Annotated in this window: 22 protein-coding genes and 1 tRNA gene; 12 read left to right on the forward strand and 11 right to left on the reverse strand. The window is 47.7% G+C overall.

Annotated elements, in window-relative coordinates; all coding sequences use genetic code 11:
• The 3 genes from PREMU_RS10030 to PREMU_RS10040 all read left to right on the forward strand — a co-directional run.
• Positions 1–651, forward strand: a 651-nt coding sequence (locus tag PREMU_RS10030) for an IS30 family transposase (protein WP_007575046.1), incomplete at its 5' end; no start/stop codon positions are given.
• A 267-nt stretch (positions 652–918) separates the two neighbouring features.
• A tRNA-Ser gene (locus PREMU_RS10035) sits at positions 919–1003 on the forward strand.
• Positions 1004–1414: 411 nt separating this feature from the next.
• Positions 1415–2863, forward strand: coding sequence for a site-specific integrase (locus PREMU_RS10040; RefSeq protein WP_007575049.1), 1449 nt, complete (start codon positions 1415–1417; stop codon positions 2861–2863).
• 91 nt (positions 2864–2954) lie between these two features.
• Here the strand turns inward: PREMU_RS10040 and PREMU_RS10045 are convergent, their stop codons facing one another.
• From PREMU_RS10045 to PREMU_RS10065, 5 genes are all read right to left on the reverse strand, one after another.
• The gene (locus PREMU_RS10045; protein ID WP_007575050.1) at positions 2955–3317 is read right to left on the reverse strand and encodes a hypothetical protein; all 363 of its coding nucleotides are present in this window, start codon (positions 3315–3317) and stop codon (positions 2955–2957) included.
• A gap of 174 nt (positions 3318–3491) precedes the next feature.
• Positions 3492–4394, reverse strand: coding sequence for a hypothetical protein (locus PREMU_RS10050; protein ID WP_007575051.1), 903 nt, complete (start codon positions 4392–4394; stop codon positions 3492–3494).
• 21 nt (positions 4395–4415) lie between these two features.
• On the reverse strand, positions 4416–4913 hold the full coding sequence (locus tag PREMU_RS10055) for a hypothetical protein (protein ID WP_007575052.1): 498 nt from the start codon (positions 4911–4913) through the stop codon (positions 4416–4418).
• 10 nt (positions 4914–4923) lie between these two features.
• Positions 4924–5208, reverse strand: coding sequence for an HU family DNA-binding protein (locus PREMU_RS10060; RefSeq protein WP_007575053.1), 285 nt, complete (start codon positions 5206–5208; stop codon positions 4924–4926).
• Positions 5209–5233: 25 nt separating this feature from the next.
• The gene (locus PREMU_RS10065; protein WP_050796410.1) at positions 5234–5938 is read right to left on the reverse strand and encodes a hypothetical protein; all 705 of its coding nucleotides are present in this window, start codon (positions 5936–5938) and stop codon (positions 5234–5236) included.
• A 142-nt stretch (positions 5939–6080) separates the two neighbouring features.
• Between PREMU_RS10065 and PREMU_RS10070 the strand changes: the two genes are divergently transcribed.
• A complete protein-coding gene (locus PREMU_RS10070) occupies positions 6081–6470 on the forward strand; it encodes an ISAon1 family transposase N-terminal region protein (RefSeq protein ID WP_007575055.1) in 390 nt (129 codons plus the stop codon).
• Between the two features lie 127 nt (positions 6471–6597).
• Positions 6598–7551, forward strand: a complete 954-nt coding sequence (locus tag PREMU_RS10075; RefSeq protein ID WP_169311318.1) for a transposase — start codon at positions 6598–6600, stop codon at positions 7549–7551.
• 76 nt (positions 7552–7627) lie between these two features.
• Here the strand turns inward: PREMU_RS10075 and PREMU_RS10080 are convergent, their stop codons facing one another.
• From PREMU_RS10080 to PREMU_RS10105, 6 genes are all read right to left on the reverse strand, one after another.
• Positions 7628–8338, reverse strand: a complete 711-nt coding sequence (locus PREMU_RS10080; protein WP_007575056.1) for a hypothetical protein — start codon at positions 8336–8338, stop codon at positions 7628–7630.
• Positions 8339–8361: 23 nt separating this feature from the next.
• Complete coding sequence (locus tag PREMU_RS10085) at positions 8362–9588, reverse strand: toprim domain-containing protein (RefSeq protein WP_007575057.1); 1227 nt, start codon at positions 9586–9588, stop codon at positions 8362–8364.
• A 31-nt stretch (positions 9589–9619) separates the two neighbouring features.
• Complete coding sequence (locus PREMU_RS10090; RefSeq protein ID WP_007575058.1) at positions 9620–11011, reverse strand: ArdC family protein; 1392 nt, start codon at positions 11009–11011, stop codon at positions 9620–9622.
• A gap of 160 nt (positions 11012–11171) precedes the next feature.
• Positions 11172–11399, reverse strand: a complete 228-nt coding sequence (locus tag PREMU_RS10095) for a hypothetical protein (RefSeq protein WP_007575060.1) — start codon at positions 11397–11399, stop codon at positions 11172–11174.
• 41 nt (positions 11400–11440) lie between these two features.
• Positions 11441–13204: a MutS N-terminal domain-containing protein gene (locus PREMU_RS10100; RefSeq protein WP_007575062.1), complete on the reverse strand. Its 1764-nt coding sequence runs from the start codon at positions 13202–13204 to the stop codon at positions 11441–11443.
• A 79-nt stretch (positions 13205–13283) separates the two neighbouring features.
• On the reverse strand, positions 13284–14042 hold the full coding sequence (locus PREMU_RS10105) for a DUF4099 domain-containing protein (RefSeq protein ID WP_007575064.1): 759 nt from the start codon (positions 14040–14042) through the stop codon (positions 13284–13286).
• Between the two features lie 87 nt (positions 14043–14129).
• Here PREMU_RS10105 and PREMU_RS10110 point away from each other — a divergent pair, with 87 nt between their 5' ends.
• The 7 genes from PREMU_RS10110 (at position 14130) to PREMU_RS10140 (ending at position 19333) form a co-directional block, all read left to right on the forward strand.
• A complete protein-coding gene (locus tag PREMU_RS10110) occupies positions 14130–15320 on the forward strand; it encodes a peptidoglycan DD-metalloendopeptidase family protein (protein ID WP_050796411.1) in 1191 nt (396 codons plus the stop codon).
• A gap of 320 nt (positions 15321–15640) precedes the next feature.
• Positions 15641–16372, forward strand: a complete 732-nt coding sequence (locus PREMU_RS10115; protein ID WP_007575069.1) for a ParA family protein — start codon at positions 15641–15643, stop codon at positions 16370–16372.
• A complete protein-coding gene (locus tag PREMU_RS10120; RefSeq protein WP_007575072.1) occupies positions 16369–16977 on the forward strand; it encodes a hypothetical protein in 609 nt (202 codons plus the stop codon). Before PREMU_RS10115 ends, PREMU_RS10120 begins: the two co-directional genes overlap by 4 nt.
• Before the next feature lie 16 nt (positions 16978–16993).
• A complete protein-coding gene (locus tag PREMU_RS10125; RefSeq protein WP_007575074.1) occupies positions 16994–17617 on the forward strand; it encodes a hypothetical protein in 624 nt (207 codons plus the stop codon).
• Between the two features lie 81 nt (positions 17618–17698).
• Positions 17699–17983: a DUF3127 domain-containing protein gene (locus PREMU_RS10130; RefSeq protein ID WP_007575076.1), complete on the forward strand. Its 285-nt coding sequence runs from the start codon at positions 17699–17701 to the stop codon at positions 17981–17983.
• A gap of 4 nt (positions 17984–17987) precedes the next feature.
• The gene (locus PREMU_RS10135) at positions 17988–18830 is read left to right on the forward strand and encodes a hypothetical protein (protein WP_007575078.1); all 843 of its coding nucleotides are present in this window, start codon (positions 17988–17990) and stop codon (positions 18828–18830) included.
• 281 nt (positions 18831–19111) lie between these two features.
• Positions 19112–19333, forward strand: coding sequence for a DUF4134 family protein (locus tag PREMU_RS10140; RefSeq protein WP_223918666.1), 222 nt, complete (start codon positions 19112–19114; stop codon positions 19331–19333).
• Positions 19334–19837: the final 504 nt, after the last annotated feature.

A 19837-nucleotide genomic window follows, 5' to 3' on the forward strand; every position in this document is an offset into this window, starting at 1 on the left:
AAGGAGGGCGTGAAGATCTCCCACGAAACCATTTACAAGATGATCCGCAACGATACGGGTGGGACACTTGCCGCCAACTGCCGCCATAAGATGAAGTATCACCGCAGTCCCTCTCACAGGCATGTAACCAAGGCGCCGAGTATCAGAAACAGGGTAAGCATACACGAACGTCCGAAGGAGGCAGACGGCAGGCGGTTCGGGGACTGGGAGATGGACCTGATTGTCGACAAGGACGGCAACGCCATCCTCACGATGATAGAACGCAGCACGAACTTCCTCATCATGGAGAAACTCAAGCATGGCAAGAAGGCCATGCTGCTGGCAAAGACCGTATGGAGGCTGCTCATGCCATACAAGGGAGAGCATCTCAAGACCATCACTACGGACAACGGAAGTGAGTTTGCCGAACATGAGTGGATGGCACGCAGGTTGGGACTGGATATCTATTTCACGGACGCATACTCTTCTTGGCAGAAAGGGGCTGTGGAGAACACCAACAAGCTCATCAGACAATATATTCCAAAAGGGACGGATATAAGTACTGTCACAGACAAAAGAATTAAGATGATACAGGCGAAAATCAACAGAAGACCAAGGGAAAAATTGAACTTTTCAACACCAAAGCAGGAGTTTTACAAATATTATGCCTAATATTGCACTTGCTGGTTGACTCTTTACACGATTATAAATCGTGTCTCCCATCTAAGGTTAAAGATATAAAGAATACAGCCTTGACACAGTTCGATTTACACTACCGTCATGCCTAAAAAGACTGAGTTGTTACTTTTTACATGCCGTAACGTTAATATTTTTTAATCTACTAAAAATCAAAAGAGGTTTCTTCTATCTTCTCAAAATAAACTTTTACCTTTGCACTCACTTTTCGAAAGAGAAGTTGGTACAGACCAATACCATTTTGGAGAGATGGTAGAGCGGTCGATTACAACGGTCTTGAAAACCGTCGTACCGAGAGGTACCGGGGGTTCGAATCCCTCTCTCTCCGCTAGGGCTCTAATGTTTAAGAATGTTAAGAGTCGTACAAAATAGCTAAGTGCCGTAATTCCAAGGAGTTACGGCATTTTTCTTTGTCCAAAAGTCCATATTTCCCACCTTTTCAGACCCGCTAAAGACCCTATATCAGGTCAGCAGAAGGTCAAAATACGGTACATATACGGTACAGAAAATTTTCACAAGCGAAAATTGTACCACAGACCCGATAAAGACCCTCCACAGACCCGATAAAGACCCGATGGTTCGCTCTGTTTATCAATCATTTATGTGTAACTTTGCAACCGTTTAGTTTTCGGTAGAGCAACTTCTAACTTCCATCTTCGGGTACATATCCCCTACCTGATAAGGAAAGCAGAAAATCGCCAAACTATCAATGGTCGCAATTCAAAAACAATTAAAAGCTATGAGAAGAGCATTTAAGACGGTTTTCTACATCCGTGGGAACTATTTGAACAAGGAAGGCAAGTGCGCCATCATGACGCGCATCTGCCTGGACAAGGATCGTATCTCCATCGGTACGACGGGTATCTGCATCAAACCGGACCTCTGGGATCCGATTCATCAGAATCTGAAAGGTCGGACTGTTGAAGCCCTACAGGTTAACAAGAAGCTGGAAGGCATCCGTGCGGAGCTGCAGGCTATCAGTGAAAAGCTGGGGTTTGAGGATACCCTCACTTTGGAGAAGGTCAAAGCCATTTATCAGCATGCTGATGGTACTTATGATACTATCGGAAAGATCTTCGATAAGTATATAAGTAATGTGAAGGAGCAGGTCGGCATCAGCATGAGTGAAGCCTCTTACGAGAAGTACTCTCTCTGCCGGGAGCGCTTCATGGCTATGCTGAAATCCAAGTACCACTGCTCGGACATGGCCCTCAAGGAGCTCAACCCTACAGTCGTACAAGACTACGGTGTCTATCTGATGACCGTTGTAGGTCAAAGTCACAACACGGCTATGAAGACGTTGAAGACTTTCAAGACAATCATCCTCTATGCCATCAAACTTGGTGTCTTGCATGCCAATCCCTTCCTGGGTGTCAAAATTCACATGGAGGCTGTTGACCGTGGCTTCCTGACTGAGGATGAGATTGCTGCCATGATGAGGAAGGAGTTTGATATTCCTCGTTTGGAGCTCGTGCGTGACGTCTTCGTATTCTCCTGCTTCACCGGTCTTGCCTATATCGATGTGAAGTTCTTGGAGAAGAAAAACATCGTGCCACTCAACGGCAAGGAGTGGATTATAGATGAGCGCATCAAGACGCACACTCACATCAACGTTCTTCTCTTCGATGGTGCCAAGCGCATCTTGAAGAAGTACGAGAACGATCCACGGTGCAAGGGTCATCTCCTCCCTATCCTCTCCAATCAGAAGATGAACTTGTATCTGAAGGAGATTGCTGCTGCCTGTGGCATTGACAAGGAACTGACTTTCCACATGGCTCGTCACACCTTCGCAACGTTGGCTCTGAGCAAGGGCGTGCCAATCGAGTCAGTTTCCCGCATGCTTGGTCATACGAACATCAAGACGACTCAGATCTATGCCCGTATCACCAACAAGAAGATCGAGTCGGACATGTCGAAGTTCTTCGAGGACAAGGGCATCATGAATCTTGACGCTCAATCTGTGAAGATGACGAAGAAGGCAGATAAGACTAAGGCTAAGAAGGAAGTTGCCGACAAAGCTAAGGAAACTATCTTCGACATGGATGCTGATAAGGCTGAGGAAAAGACTGGTGAAGCTCCCAAGCGGAAAAGTACTGCCAAGAAGAGCAGCAAGGCCAAGACGAGAGACATCTCAAGCAAGACGGATGCCTCGAAAGACAAACCTAAGAGAAACAGAAAGGTAGGATAACATCATGTGAAGTCCTTTGGCTTACCCGAACTCACTAAAGGGGCAAGTCAGAGGACTTCTCGTTTATAGTTGATACTTCGCAATGGTTACGCTATAGTGTAAAAGTCGGGTAATCTCCGTGCTTCAATTCACGGAGTTTCTTTTCCAGATCAAAGCTCTTGTCATACTGCCGAATGAGCATCAGATACTTCATCAGCACCGCCGCACTGCCGCCTCCACGCTCGATACGGTAAACGGATTCGTAACGCTCTCCTATAGCCTTAGCGATATCATTCACTGTCAATCCCTTATCAGGAGCTAATCCATTTTCCTCTGATTGTTGCTCTCTCCAACTCTTGAGAATTACACCAGCTGTAATCATCAGTGCATTGTTGGCATTCTGCCTTATTGCACTGGCACCATATCGCCCGATATTGTAGCGCTTATACGACAGTTCCCTCTTTTTTTCTTCCATTGCTTACTTCTTTGGTTTGACTTTACAAAGATAATAAAATTCTTCGACTTATTACACTTTAGTGTAATAAAAGAAGTTAATGCACTTGAAATATTAGCTTTTAATATATGGTTGGAAAGAGAAAAGTCCTTTGGTAAACTCCATTATTACAGGATTCGCCCAAGGACTTATTTGTTACGCTTCCCCTATCTTTGGGGTAAAGAGATTGAGACAGGAACGGCCGACAGCATCGAGACGCCAGCTGTGGCCTTCAGCAAGCGGAATCATCTTGCCGTCCGGCATGATGACGCTGACACCATCCTTGAGCATCTTCAGTTTACCTTCCATCAGTTCATGGTAACCATTCACGGGCACAGAGATGGGATGAAGCTTCTTCATGAAGTCCTGCATCTCTGTCGTGAGATTAGTCATCATGCGGAGATAGTCCACGAACTGCTGTAAGGAAGCGGTGATATCTTCCTCAAAAGCCTCCGAGATGATGTCGAACTCGCCATAGTCCATGAACTTGATGCTGTAACCACTGTGCTTCAGTACTTCAAGACCATAATGATTAATAAACATCCAGCTGACTGCAGATCCGTCGTTGTCTATCACATATCCCGTCTGCCAGCCGAAAAGCCCGAAAAGCCGGTCGGCATCCTGACCGATGACTGCCCAGCGCTTACCGCAAGGGAAGATGTAGATGTGAACATCCTCGTCCCGCTTCACCGCCATCCTCAGGATATGCACCAGGTCACTGTTCAGGGCCATCACCTTGACATGCTCGCTTGGGTTTATAGTAAGCTTCCACTTGATGAACGCTGCTATTGTAGTGTCATTGGCACCCTCGGCACAGTCATCCAGTTCGGATAGCAGATTGAGAGTCTTGGGATAATCCGTATGAACGTAGGACATACCGAATTCATCCATCATCCTTCGCCACTGCCTGAAATCATCCACAGTCTTGACGGACAACAAAATCTTGTAGGCTTTCACTTCACTTGTGGGCAAACGTTGAGAAGTCTCCTCATAGAGCTCCAAGGTTCTCAGATACTGCAGTCTCAGCTTGTTGACCCACGTCATGTTTACATGTTCCATATTGTTGGTATTAGATTAGGGTTATGGGATTGGCAACTCGAAGGACTTATAGACCTGCTTGCCCTCCTTGTCAATGAAGCACCAGCGCTCGGCACGGTAAGGCAATCCGTTGGGATCCACACACTGATAGTCGACTTTTACCTTCCATCCGCTGAACTCACCCTTCTTACCGTTTTGCATGACGAGTGAACGGATCTCAGACATACCTTTCATCTGACGCTCGGCAAGACTCATGACATAGTGGTCATTTGGATCAAAGCGGCTCATATTGCCGGTCCGCTTCATGATAGTGTCCGTGACGACCTTCATGCACTGCAGCATCCTCTTGACCTCTGACTTAGTAAAATAGCCCGTGCCAAAGGCAGAATCAGGCTCGGAAACAGCCAGCACTTTCAACTGCTTGGGATAGTCCACGCTCATCTCAAGGTTCTCCTGAGCCAGCTGCTTCATCTTCTCACTCTTCGGTGTGCACGAAGCCAGCAGTGCACAGCCGATGATAAATACAGATATATTCTTCATGACGGTAGGATTACTTTCCATACTTGAGGGCATAGCTTGTCACGTTCCCGAAAGGCTTGAACCTCACACGCTTGGTAGCTGGTGTGAGGAAAACCTCTCCTGTCTGCGGATGACGGAACTTACGCTCAGCGCAGTCCTTGACATAGAAACGGCCGAAGTCAGGAATGATGACTTCCTTGTTCTCACGAAGCATGTCGGAGATAGCACAGATGAAAGCATCTACAGCCTTCTTCTCATCTGCCAGTGAAAGGTCAGCCTCCAATGCAGCCTTTCTGATCAGGTTCTTCTTGTTCATAGTAATAGTAGTTTATGGTTAGACATCAGTTAACATACTCAGGTACGATACGTTTGTGATCCTCGCTCAAACGAAGGTAAGCTTTTGACAACGAGCCTTTTTCATCCAAAAGTTCAACTTCTTTTGTGGTCACTCCATAGGTCAGCAGCTCCCACAGCTCATCGAGCGTTACGGCGTGTCCGCGGATGTGGCGCCACAGACAGAAGTGGTACGGCTCACCCACCTTCTCATGATTGCAGCAGTTGAAGGCTACGGGACTGACCAGTACATCCTCACCGCAGACAGGACACTTGCCGACGACAGAGCTCAACGACATACCATAGATACCGTTCTCAGCAAGCACAGCTGAGAAGATACGTCCCTGAGTGTTGAAACAGCCGTCTAGGATAACCGGATGACCATCCAGAAAGGCTTCTATCTCATGCGGCATGATGAAACGGTGTGACAGAATGCCGTTGCAGTGCCACTTGCAATCAGAGTTCTTGTCGAAGTAGTGCTCGCAGAAGTAGCCCTTACTTGTGACGCGGATACGTCCGCCGCAATGGGGACAACGGTGCTCCAGATATTTGGCTTCGGGAACAATGACGACCTTATCGTCCTTCAACTCAAAGTGAGCCAGATAACGGCCACCCTTTACATCCTTGAACTGGACGACATGGCTTCTGCCATTATCCAGCAGCTCTTGCTTGATCTGTTCCGTGACAGCGACGCCACGGAGTGATTTCTTCATTTCCATAGTAATAGTGTTAGATAGTTTGTTGTAGTGATTAAGTGATAAAGTTGGCGCATAAGATATTTCCAGTGGGTATAAATTGACGAAAAGAACCTATCTTTGTGTTGCTGGCACTGCTTTTTATTGTTACCTTTGCATCATGAAACAGCAGAACGACGCATTAATTACATTGGCAAGTTTCCTTTTGCCTCCAGGTGTACTCGATTACTTTGACGTAGCAGACGTTAAAGAGACATTGGATAATGAAGACAAGGTCTTCAAGAAGCAGTTGCATGTTTATCTTAAAGAACGGGATAACCGAACTCCGGACATGAGCGATGCTACAAGCAACGGCTACACAGCCGAGATGCAGCTGCTGGACTTCCCGGTCCGCACTCATCGTATGATACTTCATGTGCAGCGTCGTCGTTGGTTAAAGCCTGATGGTACGACTTTCATAGTAGATCTGACAGACAGGTATGAGCTGGCTCATTTCGGTACGCGATATTCTAAGGATTTCGCGCTTTTTTTAAAGAGAACGCTTAGATAACGAGACTATAACATCCAGAGCATTAGGATGGACCTATGGCATTAATGGCGATACTCTTGAGAAGAACTACAAGAACATCCTGAGCGACTACAGAAGCTGGAATCAGAAGGACCATGCAGAGGAATGGGTGCTCAAAGAGGAAAATCCGGGTCACCGTCTTGGTATTGACGAAACCAGCATCGGCAATGATGTCTACACTATCCTTCATAACAAGGCGGCTCATGGCAAGAAGGGCGCTGTCGTTGCAATGGTCAAAGGCACTAAGCCTGATGACGTAGCAAAGATCATCAACCAGATACCTCTGGAGGAAAGAGTGAAAGTAACTAGCATTACTATGGACTTGTCGGACAGTATGCGCTCTATTGCTGGTTTGTGTTTCCCTAAGGCTCGTGTTACACGTGATTGTTTCCATGTGATAAAGAACTGTGGAGGAGCCATAGATGAGATACGCCTGCGCCTGAAACGGGAGGCTGTTAAGAGGTTGAGGAAACTGTTGACAGGATTCAAGCAGAAACTTGAGCGACTCGATAAGCAGCGTAAGGCATACAAGGACAGAATGAAGAGAAAGTACGGAAAGAAGTGGCGTAAGAGCAACCGTGGACGTAAACCTATGCGTAAGAACAGCCGTTTCACGCCGCCGAGACTTGCTAATGGTGAGACGCTTATAGAAGTATTGACTAAATGTAGTAAGCAGCTGCTGAAGAGTCGTGAGAAGTGGTCTCTGTATCAGGAAGCAAGAGCTAAAATTTTGTTTAAGTTCTATCCGAAACTTGAAGAAGCATACAACCTTATCAACAAGCTGCGCTCTATCTTCAGAAGCACTACTCTTACAAAGGAGACAGCCAAGGTTAAGTTCGAGGAATGGTACAAAGAAGTAAATGCATGCACTCTTAGGGAAATCAAGGCTGTCCGAGACACGGTCAAGTTCTATGAAGATGAGATACTCAACTACTTTATCGACAGGGATACGAATGCTTCTGCAGAGTCTCTAAACTCAAAGATCAAGTGCTTCAGATCAGAGCTTAAGGGAGTAAACGATGTTCCTTTCTTCGTGTATAGGGTTGTGACTGTACTGGGATAAAACAATCATCAACCCACTGGAAATATCAGATGACCCATAAAGTTACGAAGTGATGTAGTAAGTAAGTGATAGATAGTTAAAGATACTTCCACTCCCAGATGAGACCGTCGACAATCGCCTTGCCTGACATGACCGTCGCCCATCCATCAGGATCAAGACCGAACCACAGGTCACCCCATGAATAGGTCTGTATCTGCCAGGCGAGCAACCAAAGATCGGTGTTGATGGCTTCCAATCGAGTGACGATCTCGTTGGCCACATAGTAACGCTCGGCAGAGTTGAGAAGGTTGACCTTGTGCTTCTCGGTATTGCCATCCCCGTTGGTGACGTTGTAGCTTCCCGATGTGACAAGCTGCTTCATGAACGGATAGAGGCTTGCCATCTGTGTGGTAGCATCCATCAGCTCATCCGAGACCATCACAGCTATCGCAGTACCTTTCAGATGACCGGGCAGAGATCTCTTAAGTAGCCCCATGTTCTTAGGGATTTCTACGCCAACAAGCTCAGCGGCCCGTTTGATCTGATAGAGATTCTGCATGGCACCCTGAGCGTTCTGCAGATACCCCAGCATCTTATCTTCAAGTTGATGCATTCGCTCCATCGATAAGGTGACAGCGGCTTCCGCAGCGATGATCTTCTGCTGCGTCTTCTCACGTTTCTTGAAGAGATCCTTCAGTATCTCCGTCTGGGCAACGACGGCACCGGTCAGTGTCGGGTCTGTCTGCTGAGCAAAACCACCCAGGGAGCATGACAAGGCTGCACAAAGGCAAATGACTTTTCGTTTCATAGGCTTCATGAATAATAAGGTGTCTACATCTTGAATCCGCTCTTGAGCACATCCCGCTCACGCATTTCGGCTCTCAGCTTGGCAAGGTTCTCGTCGCGCTGGAACTTTGTCTTAACTTGCAGCGAGTTGACGGGCATTCCTCTGACGACATCGTTCCAGTCCTTGTAGTTGACAGGGGGCTTCCACTCTCCGACTCGATTCGACAAAGGCATGTGTTGAGCCAGTTCTTTGACTGATGCCTTACCTACCTCCATCTGGAACTTCTGACCTTCCGTCTCAATCGTGAGCATATTACACTTTTCTGTAATCGTCAACCGCTTGCCTTCCACAAGAGCAGCCATTCGCATACCATAGATTCGTCCCGGCAGGTCATTGTCAAAGCAGTCTACTGCCTTAGCTAAGTTGAAGTGCCGCATCACGCCACAGACCTGTCCATTGGACAGACAGCCTCCAACAGAGACAAACGCAGAATGAGCCAAGTCTATTTTCGCACGGTTAGCCTGGTAGAATGCCATTGCATCGTATGCCGACTCGGTGAAGTATACATCTTTGACCATCGCAGGATTGTTCAATGCCGAAGAAATGCCAGCCACCCACATAGCTGTAGTGGAGTTCGTTCCTGCCGCTTTACCTTTGAATCCCCGGTCACCACGCAGCTCATAGCCCACGATAGTATCCCTCTCCGGTTCACGGTAAGGAAAAGCCAGCATCGGTGCTACCCATTTGGCATGGCTGTCCCTGACAACTGAGATATGATTGGCGAAGATTGATATGGTGTCTTTATTCAATCCTCTTTCCTCAAGAAGACCGATAGCAAAGTCCATGTTATCACGCATCGGCTGTGCGGCATAGCGCTTCGGGTCAAAGACATGCTGAACGGCACCGAGACTGTTGATGTAATTACGGTCATGGTTATCAATGACAGGCATATTGGCAAAGTCTGCCATGATCTTGCCGATGACCTCCCACTGGTTGCGACCGAACTTGTTGAAGTGATAGAGGTTCTCATTGATGAAGTTCACCACATCACCCTTGGCATTGCCGTTACGGTGGAAGTAACGCTGCAGTTCCTTCTCTTTGGGATGAGAGATGATGATCGTGTCGAGTTTACCGCCATGTGAGTCAGGCAGGACCAATTCGATGTACCGTCCCACCCCGGCATGCCGGTTCAGCCGATAGCCGAGGTGGAAGGCTACATCATCAATGCCCACCTGACGCTTCAAATCCTTAAAACTGACTTCGTAGGGCATAATAGTTAGTAGTTAGGAATTAGGAGTTGTTCTACAGCTTGAGTCCCTTATGCTCTTCAGCCTGCTGCTTACGGATCTCACGTACCTCGTTGACAAACTTGCGGGCAACGGTGTCGTGGAGCATCTGTTCCTTCACCGCCCCGGCTGGCATCAATTCATAGCGCACACCATCAACCTTAGGAATATTCTTCATTCCGAGGTCTTTTCCCTCGAAGGAGGCACGCACGGCATAACCTCCGTCCATCTTCTTGATGATGGCAGCATCGTCAAATTTGGCTGATAGTGCAATGTCTGACGGCTGCTTCCAGTCCTGCTTGGCAACGTCTCGGTTAGGATTTAGGTCCACCTTACTCATATTGGCAGATAGGATCGGCCGCTCGCCCAGGGCAATCTTCTGCTCATCGATCTTCTGCAGAATCATCTTCGATGCCTTATTGACATCGGCCATGACAGATACGATGAATTTAGGATCCTCACGAAGTGCATTGATCCAGCCTTGAACGTAGCAGAGATTATTGTCAAGTATGCGCTTGTCAAATCCCATGGCATTTCCTACCATTGCAGCCGTGAGCTCAGCGACTAACTCTTCCTTGGCATACTTGGGATCGCCGAATCTTGTCCCCTTCTCACGGTTCAATCGATTGGCCGTACCTGTGGAGTGTGTCATCTCATGAAGCGCGGAAGAGTAATACTCCATACCATCCTTGAAAATCTCTTCGGCATTCTTGCCTATGTTGAATTGCTCCTTCATCGGCAGAATGACGAGATCACGGGCAGGAGAATAGAACGCGCCATCGACAAGACGGTCAGTCTGAATACGGCAGATCCATTCCTGGCGCTCGAACATACGGTCAAGAGCACGGTTCTCATACATGCCGGCCTTGTCACGAAGCTGCGGACCTTTGAAACGGTCGACGATGGCATCGTACTTTTCCTTGTTGACCTCCTCAAGATTGGTCTGATCCACGTTGAATACATGAAAAGCGCGGAGGAACGGCCGCACCTCACATTTGGCCTGCAGCTCACGCGGCATTTGCTTGTCGTCAGACTCGGAGACCCGTTTGCCGTTGGCATCCTTCACATTGAGGTCCCAGTAGATGACGGGCATAGCCTCGGCACCTTTCTTGATACGGATGTTTTCACGCTGCGCCTGAAGGAATATCATGTAGACGGGAGTCTTATAGCCGTTCATGGCCGTGTCCATCTGAAGGAAGAACGAGTTGGTACCCGAGTAGTTACGCCCGTTCATATTCTGAGGCATACCGAGCATCGTTCCCTTGCCGTTCGTCCATCCTTGTTTCCAGTCGGATGCCTTGATAGACTGGAGACGATCGATCATCTGCTCACAGAATTTGTCAATCGCTTTTTCTCCACTGGACTTGCGCTCCTGACTGTCTTTGGGCTTGTTATTGTTGTTATCCATAGTTGTAAGTATAGATTAGCATTTAGCGTTAATTCACTTAGAACTAACATGTTGGTAATAGCTTTGACTCACCTTTCACGCTTGAAAGAGAGTCAAAGCCCGATTCTAAAGTTTGTTTCTATAGGTTAGTAGATTAGTAACGAAAGTTTCGCGATATAAACTACACCAGTGTCTCTGCCAGCTCCGGTTGATACTCGTCGCCGTCCTCATAGATACGGCTCTCGGTCTGCTCCATGAACAGCTCGGCATTGTTGTCGTCCGGCTCCAAACCATGGTCGTCACACCAGTGGATGTATTCCTTACTGTGGTCACTGCGGAGTGCGAGCTCGCACCATCCGATCTGACCGTTCTGCTTCATCTGATAAAGTTCCTCAATAGTATTCTTCATAGTGTCTAATAATGATTAGTTGTTGATAGTTCTGTTGTTTGTTAACGCTTGAATGACTGCTTGGCTGATACCTTTTCAGTCTTCAATTCTTTGATCTCAGAGTTGAGATAGCGGGCAGCAAGCTGCTCCTTAGTTGCAGTCTTGGCAGAGAAGAGCGCCTGCTTGTCGTGCCAGGAAAGGATGTGCTTGCTTGTCTGACCTTTCTCACCGAGATCAGCAGACACCGCCCACTGACCATCGAGTTGCTTGGCTACTTTCACTTCCTTCACACCATCCTCCAGTTTGAACTGGTTGTAGAAGGATGCCATGTGAAGCTGCTCGGCAAAGTTCTTCTCAACGAGCTTGGCTGGAGTTGTCACGCGGTCAAAGTAGGCATTGAGATCCTCATGCGACATTGTGCGACTCATCTTTTGATTACCGACCTGTGTGCAGATCTTGTACTTGCCTACATCGTCACGCGACTCGTCATGCTCCTTGTAGATAACCATCCTGTCGATGACTCGACCGTCAGAGAGCTTGTTGTCAGCCTTGAACTCCTCGGGCGTTACCTTCTTCTGCAACTTAGTCGGATAGTAGTTCTGCATGAGTGTCTCGACAGAGATCTCGCGCTTCTGATAGGCAGCTACATCCTCCGGCTTCATGAGCTGAGGACGGAGCTGGTTGCCGTCAAGGCGTGCAGTGAAGTACCACTTGTCGGGATTGAGATTACTCTGAAAGGCATGACCGTGAGTTACTTTCTCACCGTTGACGGTCACCATCTGAGGCTCGCGACGCTTAGTCTCCTTCTGTTCCTCAGATTGCTTCTCGGATGTCTCAGCATCCTTTCCTTTAGGCTTCTCGACCTTCGGTTGCGTCTCTGCTTGGACTTTCGTTCCAGCTCTGACCTCGGCCTTTTCGGCCTTGTTCTCCTGTTTTTTGGGTTCTGTTTTCTTCTTCATATTATCGGTTTGTTTTTGGTTATTCTGCTCAGCCACCGGCATATCAACAATGGCTATACGATTGCCGGCACGAATCAGTTTCGGCAGATAGGCATCAAGCTTGTTGTAGGGGAACTCTGCGATGAGCGATCCGTCTTGTTTAAGTCGTGGCTTCTTAGCGTCAATACCGAGAATATCGGAGAGCTTCTGAGCATCCTCATTCAAAGCACGGTAGTTATCTCCGTTGCGCATGAGAATCAGACTATCCGGATGCTTCCCCTTGAAATACTCGAATTGATGCTGCGGAGTATCGGTCTTATTCTTGGCTTCTTTCTTCGTTGCTGCTTTAATTTGTTTCTTTTCCATGTTAGTAGCGAGTTGGTTAAACTGGTAGTTCTTGTTAGTCAGATGGTTCTTGGTGTGCCCAAGGACTGCGAGCATCGTATCGGGATGACCTACAGCCTTGATGGCAGCACCTGCTGTATAGCCGATGTCCAGCACATTATCTATGATGATTGGCGTGAACATCCGTGGCACTTGTCGGTACAGACTCAGTTTCAGGTATATCCCTTCGGGCTTGAGGTCATTCTTCTTTGCATAGTGCAGTGGCATGTGAGGGCGGCAGGAAAGAATGTCCCATGTCGGAATGCCCGTACGATGGGAAAGTTCCTCAGCAAGCGCCTTGGTATAGACTGCTCTGCCATGATGGTTGGGAACAGGTACCAATACGCAGTACTTCCCCGCCGCCATCCCTTTGATATTGTCGGCCATGAGCTCAGCGGCCTGCTTGATGCTTTCTTGTTTTCCGTCTTTCAGACCATGAGCCAGTTGTCGGACTTTCGGATATGGCGCTACGGAGGTGAACGAGCATTCTTGTTTGTTAGACATCGTAATGGGTAAAGGTTCATAGGTTAGGAATAGGATAGTTCTTCACATCATAGACTCTGTAGACTATTAGACCGGAATACTACATCTTCAGTCCTTGCTTCTTCTCTTCTTTCTTCTCCCTATCGGTCATACGCAGACGTTCCTCATGCTGTAGCTTGTCCACCACCTGCTTATATTCCCATCGGTTCTCATCGGTCTGCACATAGCCGATGAAGCCCTCGTTGGCATCATCATAGCGGATGGCCTGCTGCCGCTTCCACTCCTCCATGTCACCGTTGACGACCTTGAAGCCCTGCGGCTCTCGGAGATCAACACCGACGGTTACTTTCTGGTCACCGACCTCCAGCTCCACGGGTCTGCCATTTGCGACAGCTTCCTTTTGACCTAATCCGAGGCTAATGTCCTTCACCTTGTCTACCTCTGCAAGTTTATCCTCAAATTTAACGCTTGCCAGATCTCGTGTCATCAGTGAGTTGGTTTCCTTGTCCAACTGCACATATCGCATCTTGCGATTGTCACCCTCAGCGAATTCCTTCCTGAATACTGCTCCTTTACGCAGACGATCCAACTCGACATCGTTCAGTCCAAGGCGGTTGTCAATCTCACGATGTATCTGATAAGTAAGCAGTTGCAGCTTTCCATCCTTGTCGTAAGCCAACTGAATTTTCATCGGAATAGACACGGCAGAGTTGTCACCGACGGGCACATTGAGACGCATCAGCGGAGAGAACTCACCTCTCAGAATTTTGTCTCTCAGGTCTTCCGGCATACGCTCCAGATCCTTGGGATAGATGCCGATACGGGCGAATTTGTCAAATGGTACGGGTTCTTCTTTCATAGTTGATGTCTTGGTTATATAAACGGTTAGTATTAAATTTGCAGTCGAAACTACTTGACCCAATGTAAAACCATACACACTACTGACATGAAACAATCCATGAAGTGCGCCGTGGCTGTGATGCTGTCATTCTTATGGATGAATGCACCGGCCCAGTTCTACACTGTCCAGTCCGTCGGCCCTGATGCCGACACGTTATCCCTTTCCACTGACCCCTACGCCAGTGACGTTGAACCAAAGGCAAAGCCAACAACGCAAGCGAAAGAAAAGAGACGCTTCCGTCTGGCCTTGCCGTTTGCAAAGTTAGGAACAAAACCGCTTCCTTCCAAAATTAGCCAGGAAAAACCGCAAGAAAAAGATGAAAAAAGTTTTTCAGGCAGTGAAAAGGAAGTCGAAAAACAGATGGATTTTCCCTTGCTGAGCACGTCTGATAGCCTTGTAGTAGAACTTATAAAAAAGCGCATAACACTCTGTATGCCACTTGATTTCGTGCAAATTAACTCACAGTACGGATACCGCAAGGATCCCTTCACAAGATGCAGTAAGTTCCATGACGGTATAGACCTGCGGGGTATCCATGATTTGGTGTACTCCATGCTGCCGGGAAGAATCGTTGAAGTACGTCACAGCAACACGGGCTATGGCAACTATGTCGTCCTCGATCATGGAAGTCTCCGTTGTCTTTATGGTCATCTGAGTGAGATTTATGCTATGGAAGGCAGCCTTGTAGATGCCGGAACGATTGTCGGCCGTGTTAGCAGCACGGGACGTTCCACTGGTACCCACCTTCACATCCGCCTGCAGCACCTCAATGGCAAAGGGCATTGGCAGAGTGTCGATCCACTTCCGTTCATTGATGCCCTAAATCAGCAAGTCAATGAATATAACGAACGCATCAATGAACTGACTGGACGTAGTGAGACTGCTACACCTTATATTAATAAGGAGCTGACCGTTGAGAACCTCTATGCCGCCTTGAAGAAGCACGGTATCAAGTTCCCTAAGATTGTCCTTGCCCAGGCCCTCCTTGAGACGGGTAACTTCAAGTCGCACGTCTGTAAGGAGCAGAATAACCTCTTCGGTTTGCGCCACTCCAAGGGCTACTACAGCTTCGACCACTGGGAAGAGAGTGTCATAGCCTACCGTGACTGGGTGCAGTACAAACACCGAAAAGGAGAAGAATACTATACCTTCCTCAAGCGTATCAAGTATGCAGCCTCGAGCAACTATATATATAAGGTGAGAGAAATCGCCGAGAATCTAACAGGCAAGCTGTAAAAGTCATAAAAGCAACGATGCCTTCACCAAAAAGTGGATACGAACATAACATTATCAGCTATTTATCATGTTTTTCTTGCAAATTTACTTGAATATTGATAATTAGTTTTGAGCATAGTTGCGGGTATGAAAGATTCTTCTTATCTTTGCATCAGATAAAGCTAACCAACGAGCTTACTCAAGCCCAACTCCCTCGAATACGGCTTGTAAATAAGGAGCCTGTCTTTTTCGCGTCACACGTGAACTTTTTTATGATGCCACCAGCATTTATAATAGATGTGACCACCACTCAACGACAAGAGTAACCAACAACCCTAACTATGAGCATACCCATTTTCAACTGCTTCAAGAGCAAGCAGCAGAAGCCACGCAACAAGATCATCGTGTTCGCCAACCAGAAAGGCGGAGCGGGAAAGACTACCAACTGTGTATTGTTCGGCAACACCCTCATCGAGCATAAGCATCCCTTCGTCCTGATAGATGGTGACCCTCAGCGCAGCATTGTGAAGAAGCATGAGCAGGATCATGAGCGTTTCCCCGACCTTGAACCGCTCTACCAGATCTATGCCAGTGACCTTGATAATGAGCAGCGCACCATGGAACTCGTCAATGCCATGCGTGAGGAGGATTACGACTTTGTAGTAGACACACCAGGCAATCTCTCGCTTGAAGGCATGCTTCCGCTTCTGTTTGCAGCCGATGCCATCATTACTCCGATACAGTTGGAGAAGACCTGCATCAACTCAACGAACTCGTTCATCGAGACACTGCTCATGTGCGCCAAGGAAACCGGAACGGAAGATTTGCCGCCAATCTATTTCATTCCTAATCAGTACAACAAGGGTTGGGGTCGTAAGGATGAGCTTCAGGAACGTCAGAAGGACCTCGACTACTACAACGGTATTGGCAGAGTGACACCGAAGGTACCCAATGCGGCAGAGATCCAGCGTTACAACACCCTCTTCATGACAGACCGCCAGAAAGAGATCCTTGCCCCATGCCACAACTTCCTGCTTGAGCGCATCTATAATGAACAAATAACGAAGAAATGACAGACCAGCAATCCCATCCGACGACTTTCGGTAGCATCCATGACTATCTCAAGAGAGTCAACGGAGAGACTGCGGACTTAGGAATTCCTTGGAGGAACAAAGGGCAACAGAACAAAGCATCGGAGGCTGTCTCTGCCAAGGTCAATGAAGAAAAAAACGAGTTCAAGCCCAAGTTCCCTGAAGCTGCTGAGCAAGCCTCTGCTTCTATTAATGAGGATCAGATTGAGAAGGAACATCTGGTAAAGGAACCCAAGACTAAGGAAAAGAGAACCAAGCCATCTGCTCCTCATGATACAGGCAAAACGGCGGACTCTAAACGCCAGTCTGTCTTCTCTGAATCCAAGAGTAAGAAGATCAGCCTTAAGACTGACGGAAGTTTCGAGGAAAGAATCGAAGCCTTTGATCAGATGAGGGAAAAAGGCTGGCGCCATCATGTATTCATTCCCAATGATGTCTATAATGCTCTTCAACTTGCCTACGGCGAGCGAAGACTATCAGCTTTCTTCACGGTCTTAGCCCGGGAGTTCATTGCCACGCATAAAGAAGACATGAGGCAGCGGATAGCATCCCGAATAAACTTGCTTTCGGACAGTACAGATCAATAACGAACCATACTATCAGATGGCAAACAATAGAACCCAACCTAAGAAATGGACGGAGGAGCATGACAACATCCTTTCGGAACGCTTCTCTACCGACTACATCAATACCATTGCCAAGGATATCGGCTTCACACGGATGACCGTCCGCAAGCATGCCCGTATGCTCGGATTGCGGAAGCAGTCACCCACACGACGCAACTATGAGGCAAGAGCCTTAGTGGAGATGGAATGCAACAACCTTACCTATAAGGAAATGGCTAAGCGAACCGGACTGACCGTGGCGACCATTGACAACATCGCCCGCGAACTTGGCCTGAGACGCAGCCGTGAGCAGCTGAATACCAACATCAGCAAAGGCAGACAGGAGACGAACCGTAAGGAGCGTGCCCGCATCATCTACGGCCTCGACCAGAAGACAAAGCTGAAATTCTTCTCCGACAAGGGCAAGATACAACTGCGTGGTAAGCTGAAGAAACTAGGATACATCGTCAAGAAAGGCGACAGTACCTTCTACTATACTGATGACCTGCAACGTAACCAGAGACTGGAGGAACACGGATGCAAGTTCAGATTCAAGTTCATGCCATTGCCGGAAATGTGCGTGGAGGAAACGATTCATGATTCCGCATCTTCAGCCATTTAGGCAAATGGATGAACACCCCTTTCAAGAAAATGATTAACTACTACTAACCACAGACAACTACAACATCAACTTATTCACACTATGAAACTTACAGGAAAGATTACTAAAGTCCTGCCCATCCGGACAGGCATGTCGAAGAAAGGCAGCACATGGGCAGCCCAGCAGTATGTTCTTGATGCCGGTAATGACGGCAGCGTCCTTCTGGAAGCATTCGGCCAGAAGGAGATTGACTCCTTTGGAATCACCGAGGGCGAGACCTTGAGCATTACATTCATCCCCAAGGTCGTTGAGTCCGGCGACCGCTTCTTCGGCAAGAACAGTATTACGGGCGTAGAGCGCCCCGAGTCTGAATCCATAATGGAATAGTCCTATGTTCAGTACGATAGTAGTCGTCATCGTCGTTCTGTATATCCTCGGCTATATCGGCATGATCACCTTCGACCTCTTCATCAAAAAGGATCCGACAGATCTTATTCCCAAACCACAGGATGTAGAGATAGACATCACAGACGAGGCAGGCCAGTTCAAGCCTATCCTCGTTGAGAAGGATGACAAGACCGGTCCGCAAACTTCCCTTGATGAGAAGGCTCAGACAGAAGATACTGATCAGCAAACTCAAGATGCTGCAACAGTATCTACTACCAGTACTGTGTCTGAGCAGAAACCTGAGCAAGAAAAAGTCGATGAGCCGAAACGAACTGACGAAGAGACAAAACGACGCATAAGTGAACTTGTCAAACTCCGAAGACAAGAGATACTTGCCGAGGAAATGGGTGATCAAAGAGTATCAGCTCCAGTCTCTCAAGAAAGTAATCCAAAGGATCAGGATAATACAGTACTACACGGTGTCGAGGAGCCATCTACAGACCAAGCGTCTGTTGTCCCTAAAGACGAATCACCGAAATCACCAATCGGTTACTATAAGCCGAAGGCTCCTACACAGCCCGAGCATGCTCCTCTCAAGTTCTTTGAGTTCAAGGTTCGGATCGAAACAACTACTCAGCTGACCAAGCCGCAAGGCGGTCTTACTGCCGAACAGTTGAGCACGGAAGCCAAGAAGCTGACTACCGATGAGAAAATGAAGTTACTCAAGGAAATAAACAACTACTGGGAGTTGAAAGAGAACTCCCGGACTCTCGATGAGGATGAACGGATAGCCATTGAAAAGGCAAGAGAAGCTCGACATGAGGCTCATCCAACATTCTCTGCATAAACGAAATTTACTTTATAGATTTGTGTTTTCATAATAGTTTTTTTGGTAAGTAATAAGTTTTCTAACCTAACCATTGATTAACACTCATAAGACAGTCTAAGGAAGAGGGCTGCGCCGTGAGGCAAGGGGATCAGACGGCCGCATCCTGCGGATCTCACCCATCTTCCATTTTTCATGTGGTCTTTAATTTGTAACATATTAACTCAACTAACCAAACTATGTTACAGAAACAATTGAGTACCATCATGAAGTCTTGCGTGAGCGCATGCAAGAGAATCCCGATGAAGCGTGTGGCTACATTCGTGGGAATGTTCCTTTTCTGCGCTGTGGTGACCTTCGCCCAGAGCAAGGGTGCCGGCGGTTTCCAGAAAGCCATCACCGAGGTATCGAGCTATCAGACCCCTGTCAGCAACCTGATGAAAGCCATTGCTGCAGTCATTGCACTTGTTGGAGCCTTTTCCATCTATTTCAAGATGCGTGCGTCCGTATTGGTAATATGCTAAATACCTCTTTGGCAAGAGGTTAGGTCAGAGTTCGATGACCTACTCCCGACCGATTTACCCGAGGGGGAAACCCCGGAAGGGAACATAGCACGTCGGTATAAAAGAGAGAAAAGACTGCGTTTGTATGCAAGTTTTCGAAAAGCGCTAAGTTGACTAATTACGATGTCACGACTGAGGCGCAAGGGAGAAAGACAGATACGAGGATAAAGTCTACACTGACTGAACGATAATCTCGCGACAATCGAAGTGGTTATGGCGGAAGGTAGTTAGAATCGCCATAGTAGTGACAGGCAGCCTCCCTGCATTTGAGGTTTTGTCCAAGAACGTGTCACACCGCAGCCGCAATAAGCGGAAGGAGATGAAAGTCGTATCCGACAATCTGTCGTGCCAAGTTGGCATATTGCTAAACGGAGATTGTCTAAGTCGGAACGCCGAAAGGCTATTGGGGTGGGCCCATGAATATCCGATATGACAACGGAGCTCCCATAGTAGTCCGAGCAAGGG

This window comes from Hallella multisaccharivorax DSM 17128, assembly GCF_000218235.1.
In the GTDB taxonomy this organism is placed as follows: Bacteria; Bacteroidota; Bacteroidia; order Bacteroidales; family Bacteroidaceae; genus Prevotella; species Prevotella multisaccharivorax.

Coding starts and splice junctions, on each gene's coding strand:
- PREMU_RS10040 (WP_007575049.1), top strand. CDS start 1,415: ATGAGAAGAGCATTTAAGACGGTTTTCTACATCCGTGGGAACTATTTG.
- PREMU_RS10045 (WP_007575050.1), bottom strand. CDS start 3,317: ATGGAAGAAAAAAAGAGGGAACTGTCGTATAAGCGCTACAATATCGGG.
- PREMU_RS10050 (WP_007575051.1), bottom strand. CDS start 4,394: ATGGAACATGTAAACATGACGTGGGTCAACAAGCTGAGACTGCAGTAT.
- PREMU_RS10055 (WP_007575052.1), bottom strand. CDS start 4,913: ATGAAGAATATATCTGTATTTATCATCGGCTGTGCACTGCTGGCTTCG.
- PREMU_RS10060 (WP_007575053.1), bottom strand. CDS start 5,208: ATGAACAAGAAGAACCTGATCAGAAAGGCTGCATTGGAGGCTGACCTT.
- PREMU_RS10065 (WP_050796410.1), bottom strand. CDS start 5,938: ATGAAGAAATCACTCCGTGGCGTCGCTGTCACGGAACAGATCAAGCAA.
- PREMU_RS10070 (WP_007575055.1), top strand. CDS start 6,081: ATGAAACAGCAGAACGACGCATTAATTACATTGGCAAGTTTCCTTTTG.
- PREMU_RS10080 (WP_007575056.1), bottom strand. CDS start 8,338: ATGAAACGAAAAGTCATTTGCCTTTGTGCAGCCTTGTCATGCTCCCTG.
- PREMU_RS10085 (WP_007575057.1), bottom strand. CDS start 9,588: ATGCCCTACGAAGTCAGTTTTAAGGATTTGAAGCGTCAGGTGGGCATT.
- PREMU_RS10090 (WP_007575058.1), bottom strand. CDS start 11,011: ATGGATAACAACAATAACAAGCCCAAAGACAGTCAGGAGCGCAAGTCC.
- PREMU_RS10095 (WP_007575060.1), bottom strand. CDS start 11,399: ATGAAGAATACTATTGAGGAACTTTATCAGATGAAGCAGAACGGTCAG.
- PREMU_RS10100 (WP_007575062.1), bottom strand. CDS start 13,204: ATGTCTAACAAACAAGAATGCTCGTTCACCTCCGTAGCGCCATATCCG.
- PREMU_RS10105 (WP_007575064.1), bottom strand. CDS start 14,042: ATGAAAGAAGAACCCGTACCATTTGACAAATTCGCCCGTATCGGCATC.
- PREMU_RS10110 (WP_050796411.1), top strand. CDS start 14,130: ATGAAACAATCCATGAAGTGCGCCGTGGCTGTGATGCTGTCATTCTTA.
- PREMU_RS10115 (WP_007575069.1), top strand. CDS start 15,641: ATGAGCATACCCATTTTCAACTGCTTCAAGAGCAAGCAGCAGAAGCCA.
- PREMU_RS10120 (WP_007575072.1), top strand. CDS start 16,369: ATGACAGACCAGCAATCCCATCCGACGACTTTCGGTAGCATCCATGAC.
- PREMU_RS10125 (WP_007575074.1), top strand. CDS start 16,994: ATGGCAAACAATAGAACCCAACCTAAGAAATGGACGGAGGAGCATGAC.
- PREMU_RS10130 (WP_007575076.1), top strand. CDS start 17,699: ATGAAACTTACAGGAAAGATTACTAAAGTCCTGCCCATCCGGACAGGC.
- PREMU_RS10135 (WP_007575078.1), top strand. CDS start 17,988: ATGTTCAGTACGATAGTAGTCGTCATCGTCGTTCTGTATATCCTCGGC.
- PREMU_RS10140 (WP_223918666.1), top strand. CDS start 19,112: ATGAAGCGTGTGGCTACATTCGTGGGAATGTTCCTTTTCTGCGCTGTG.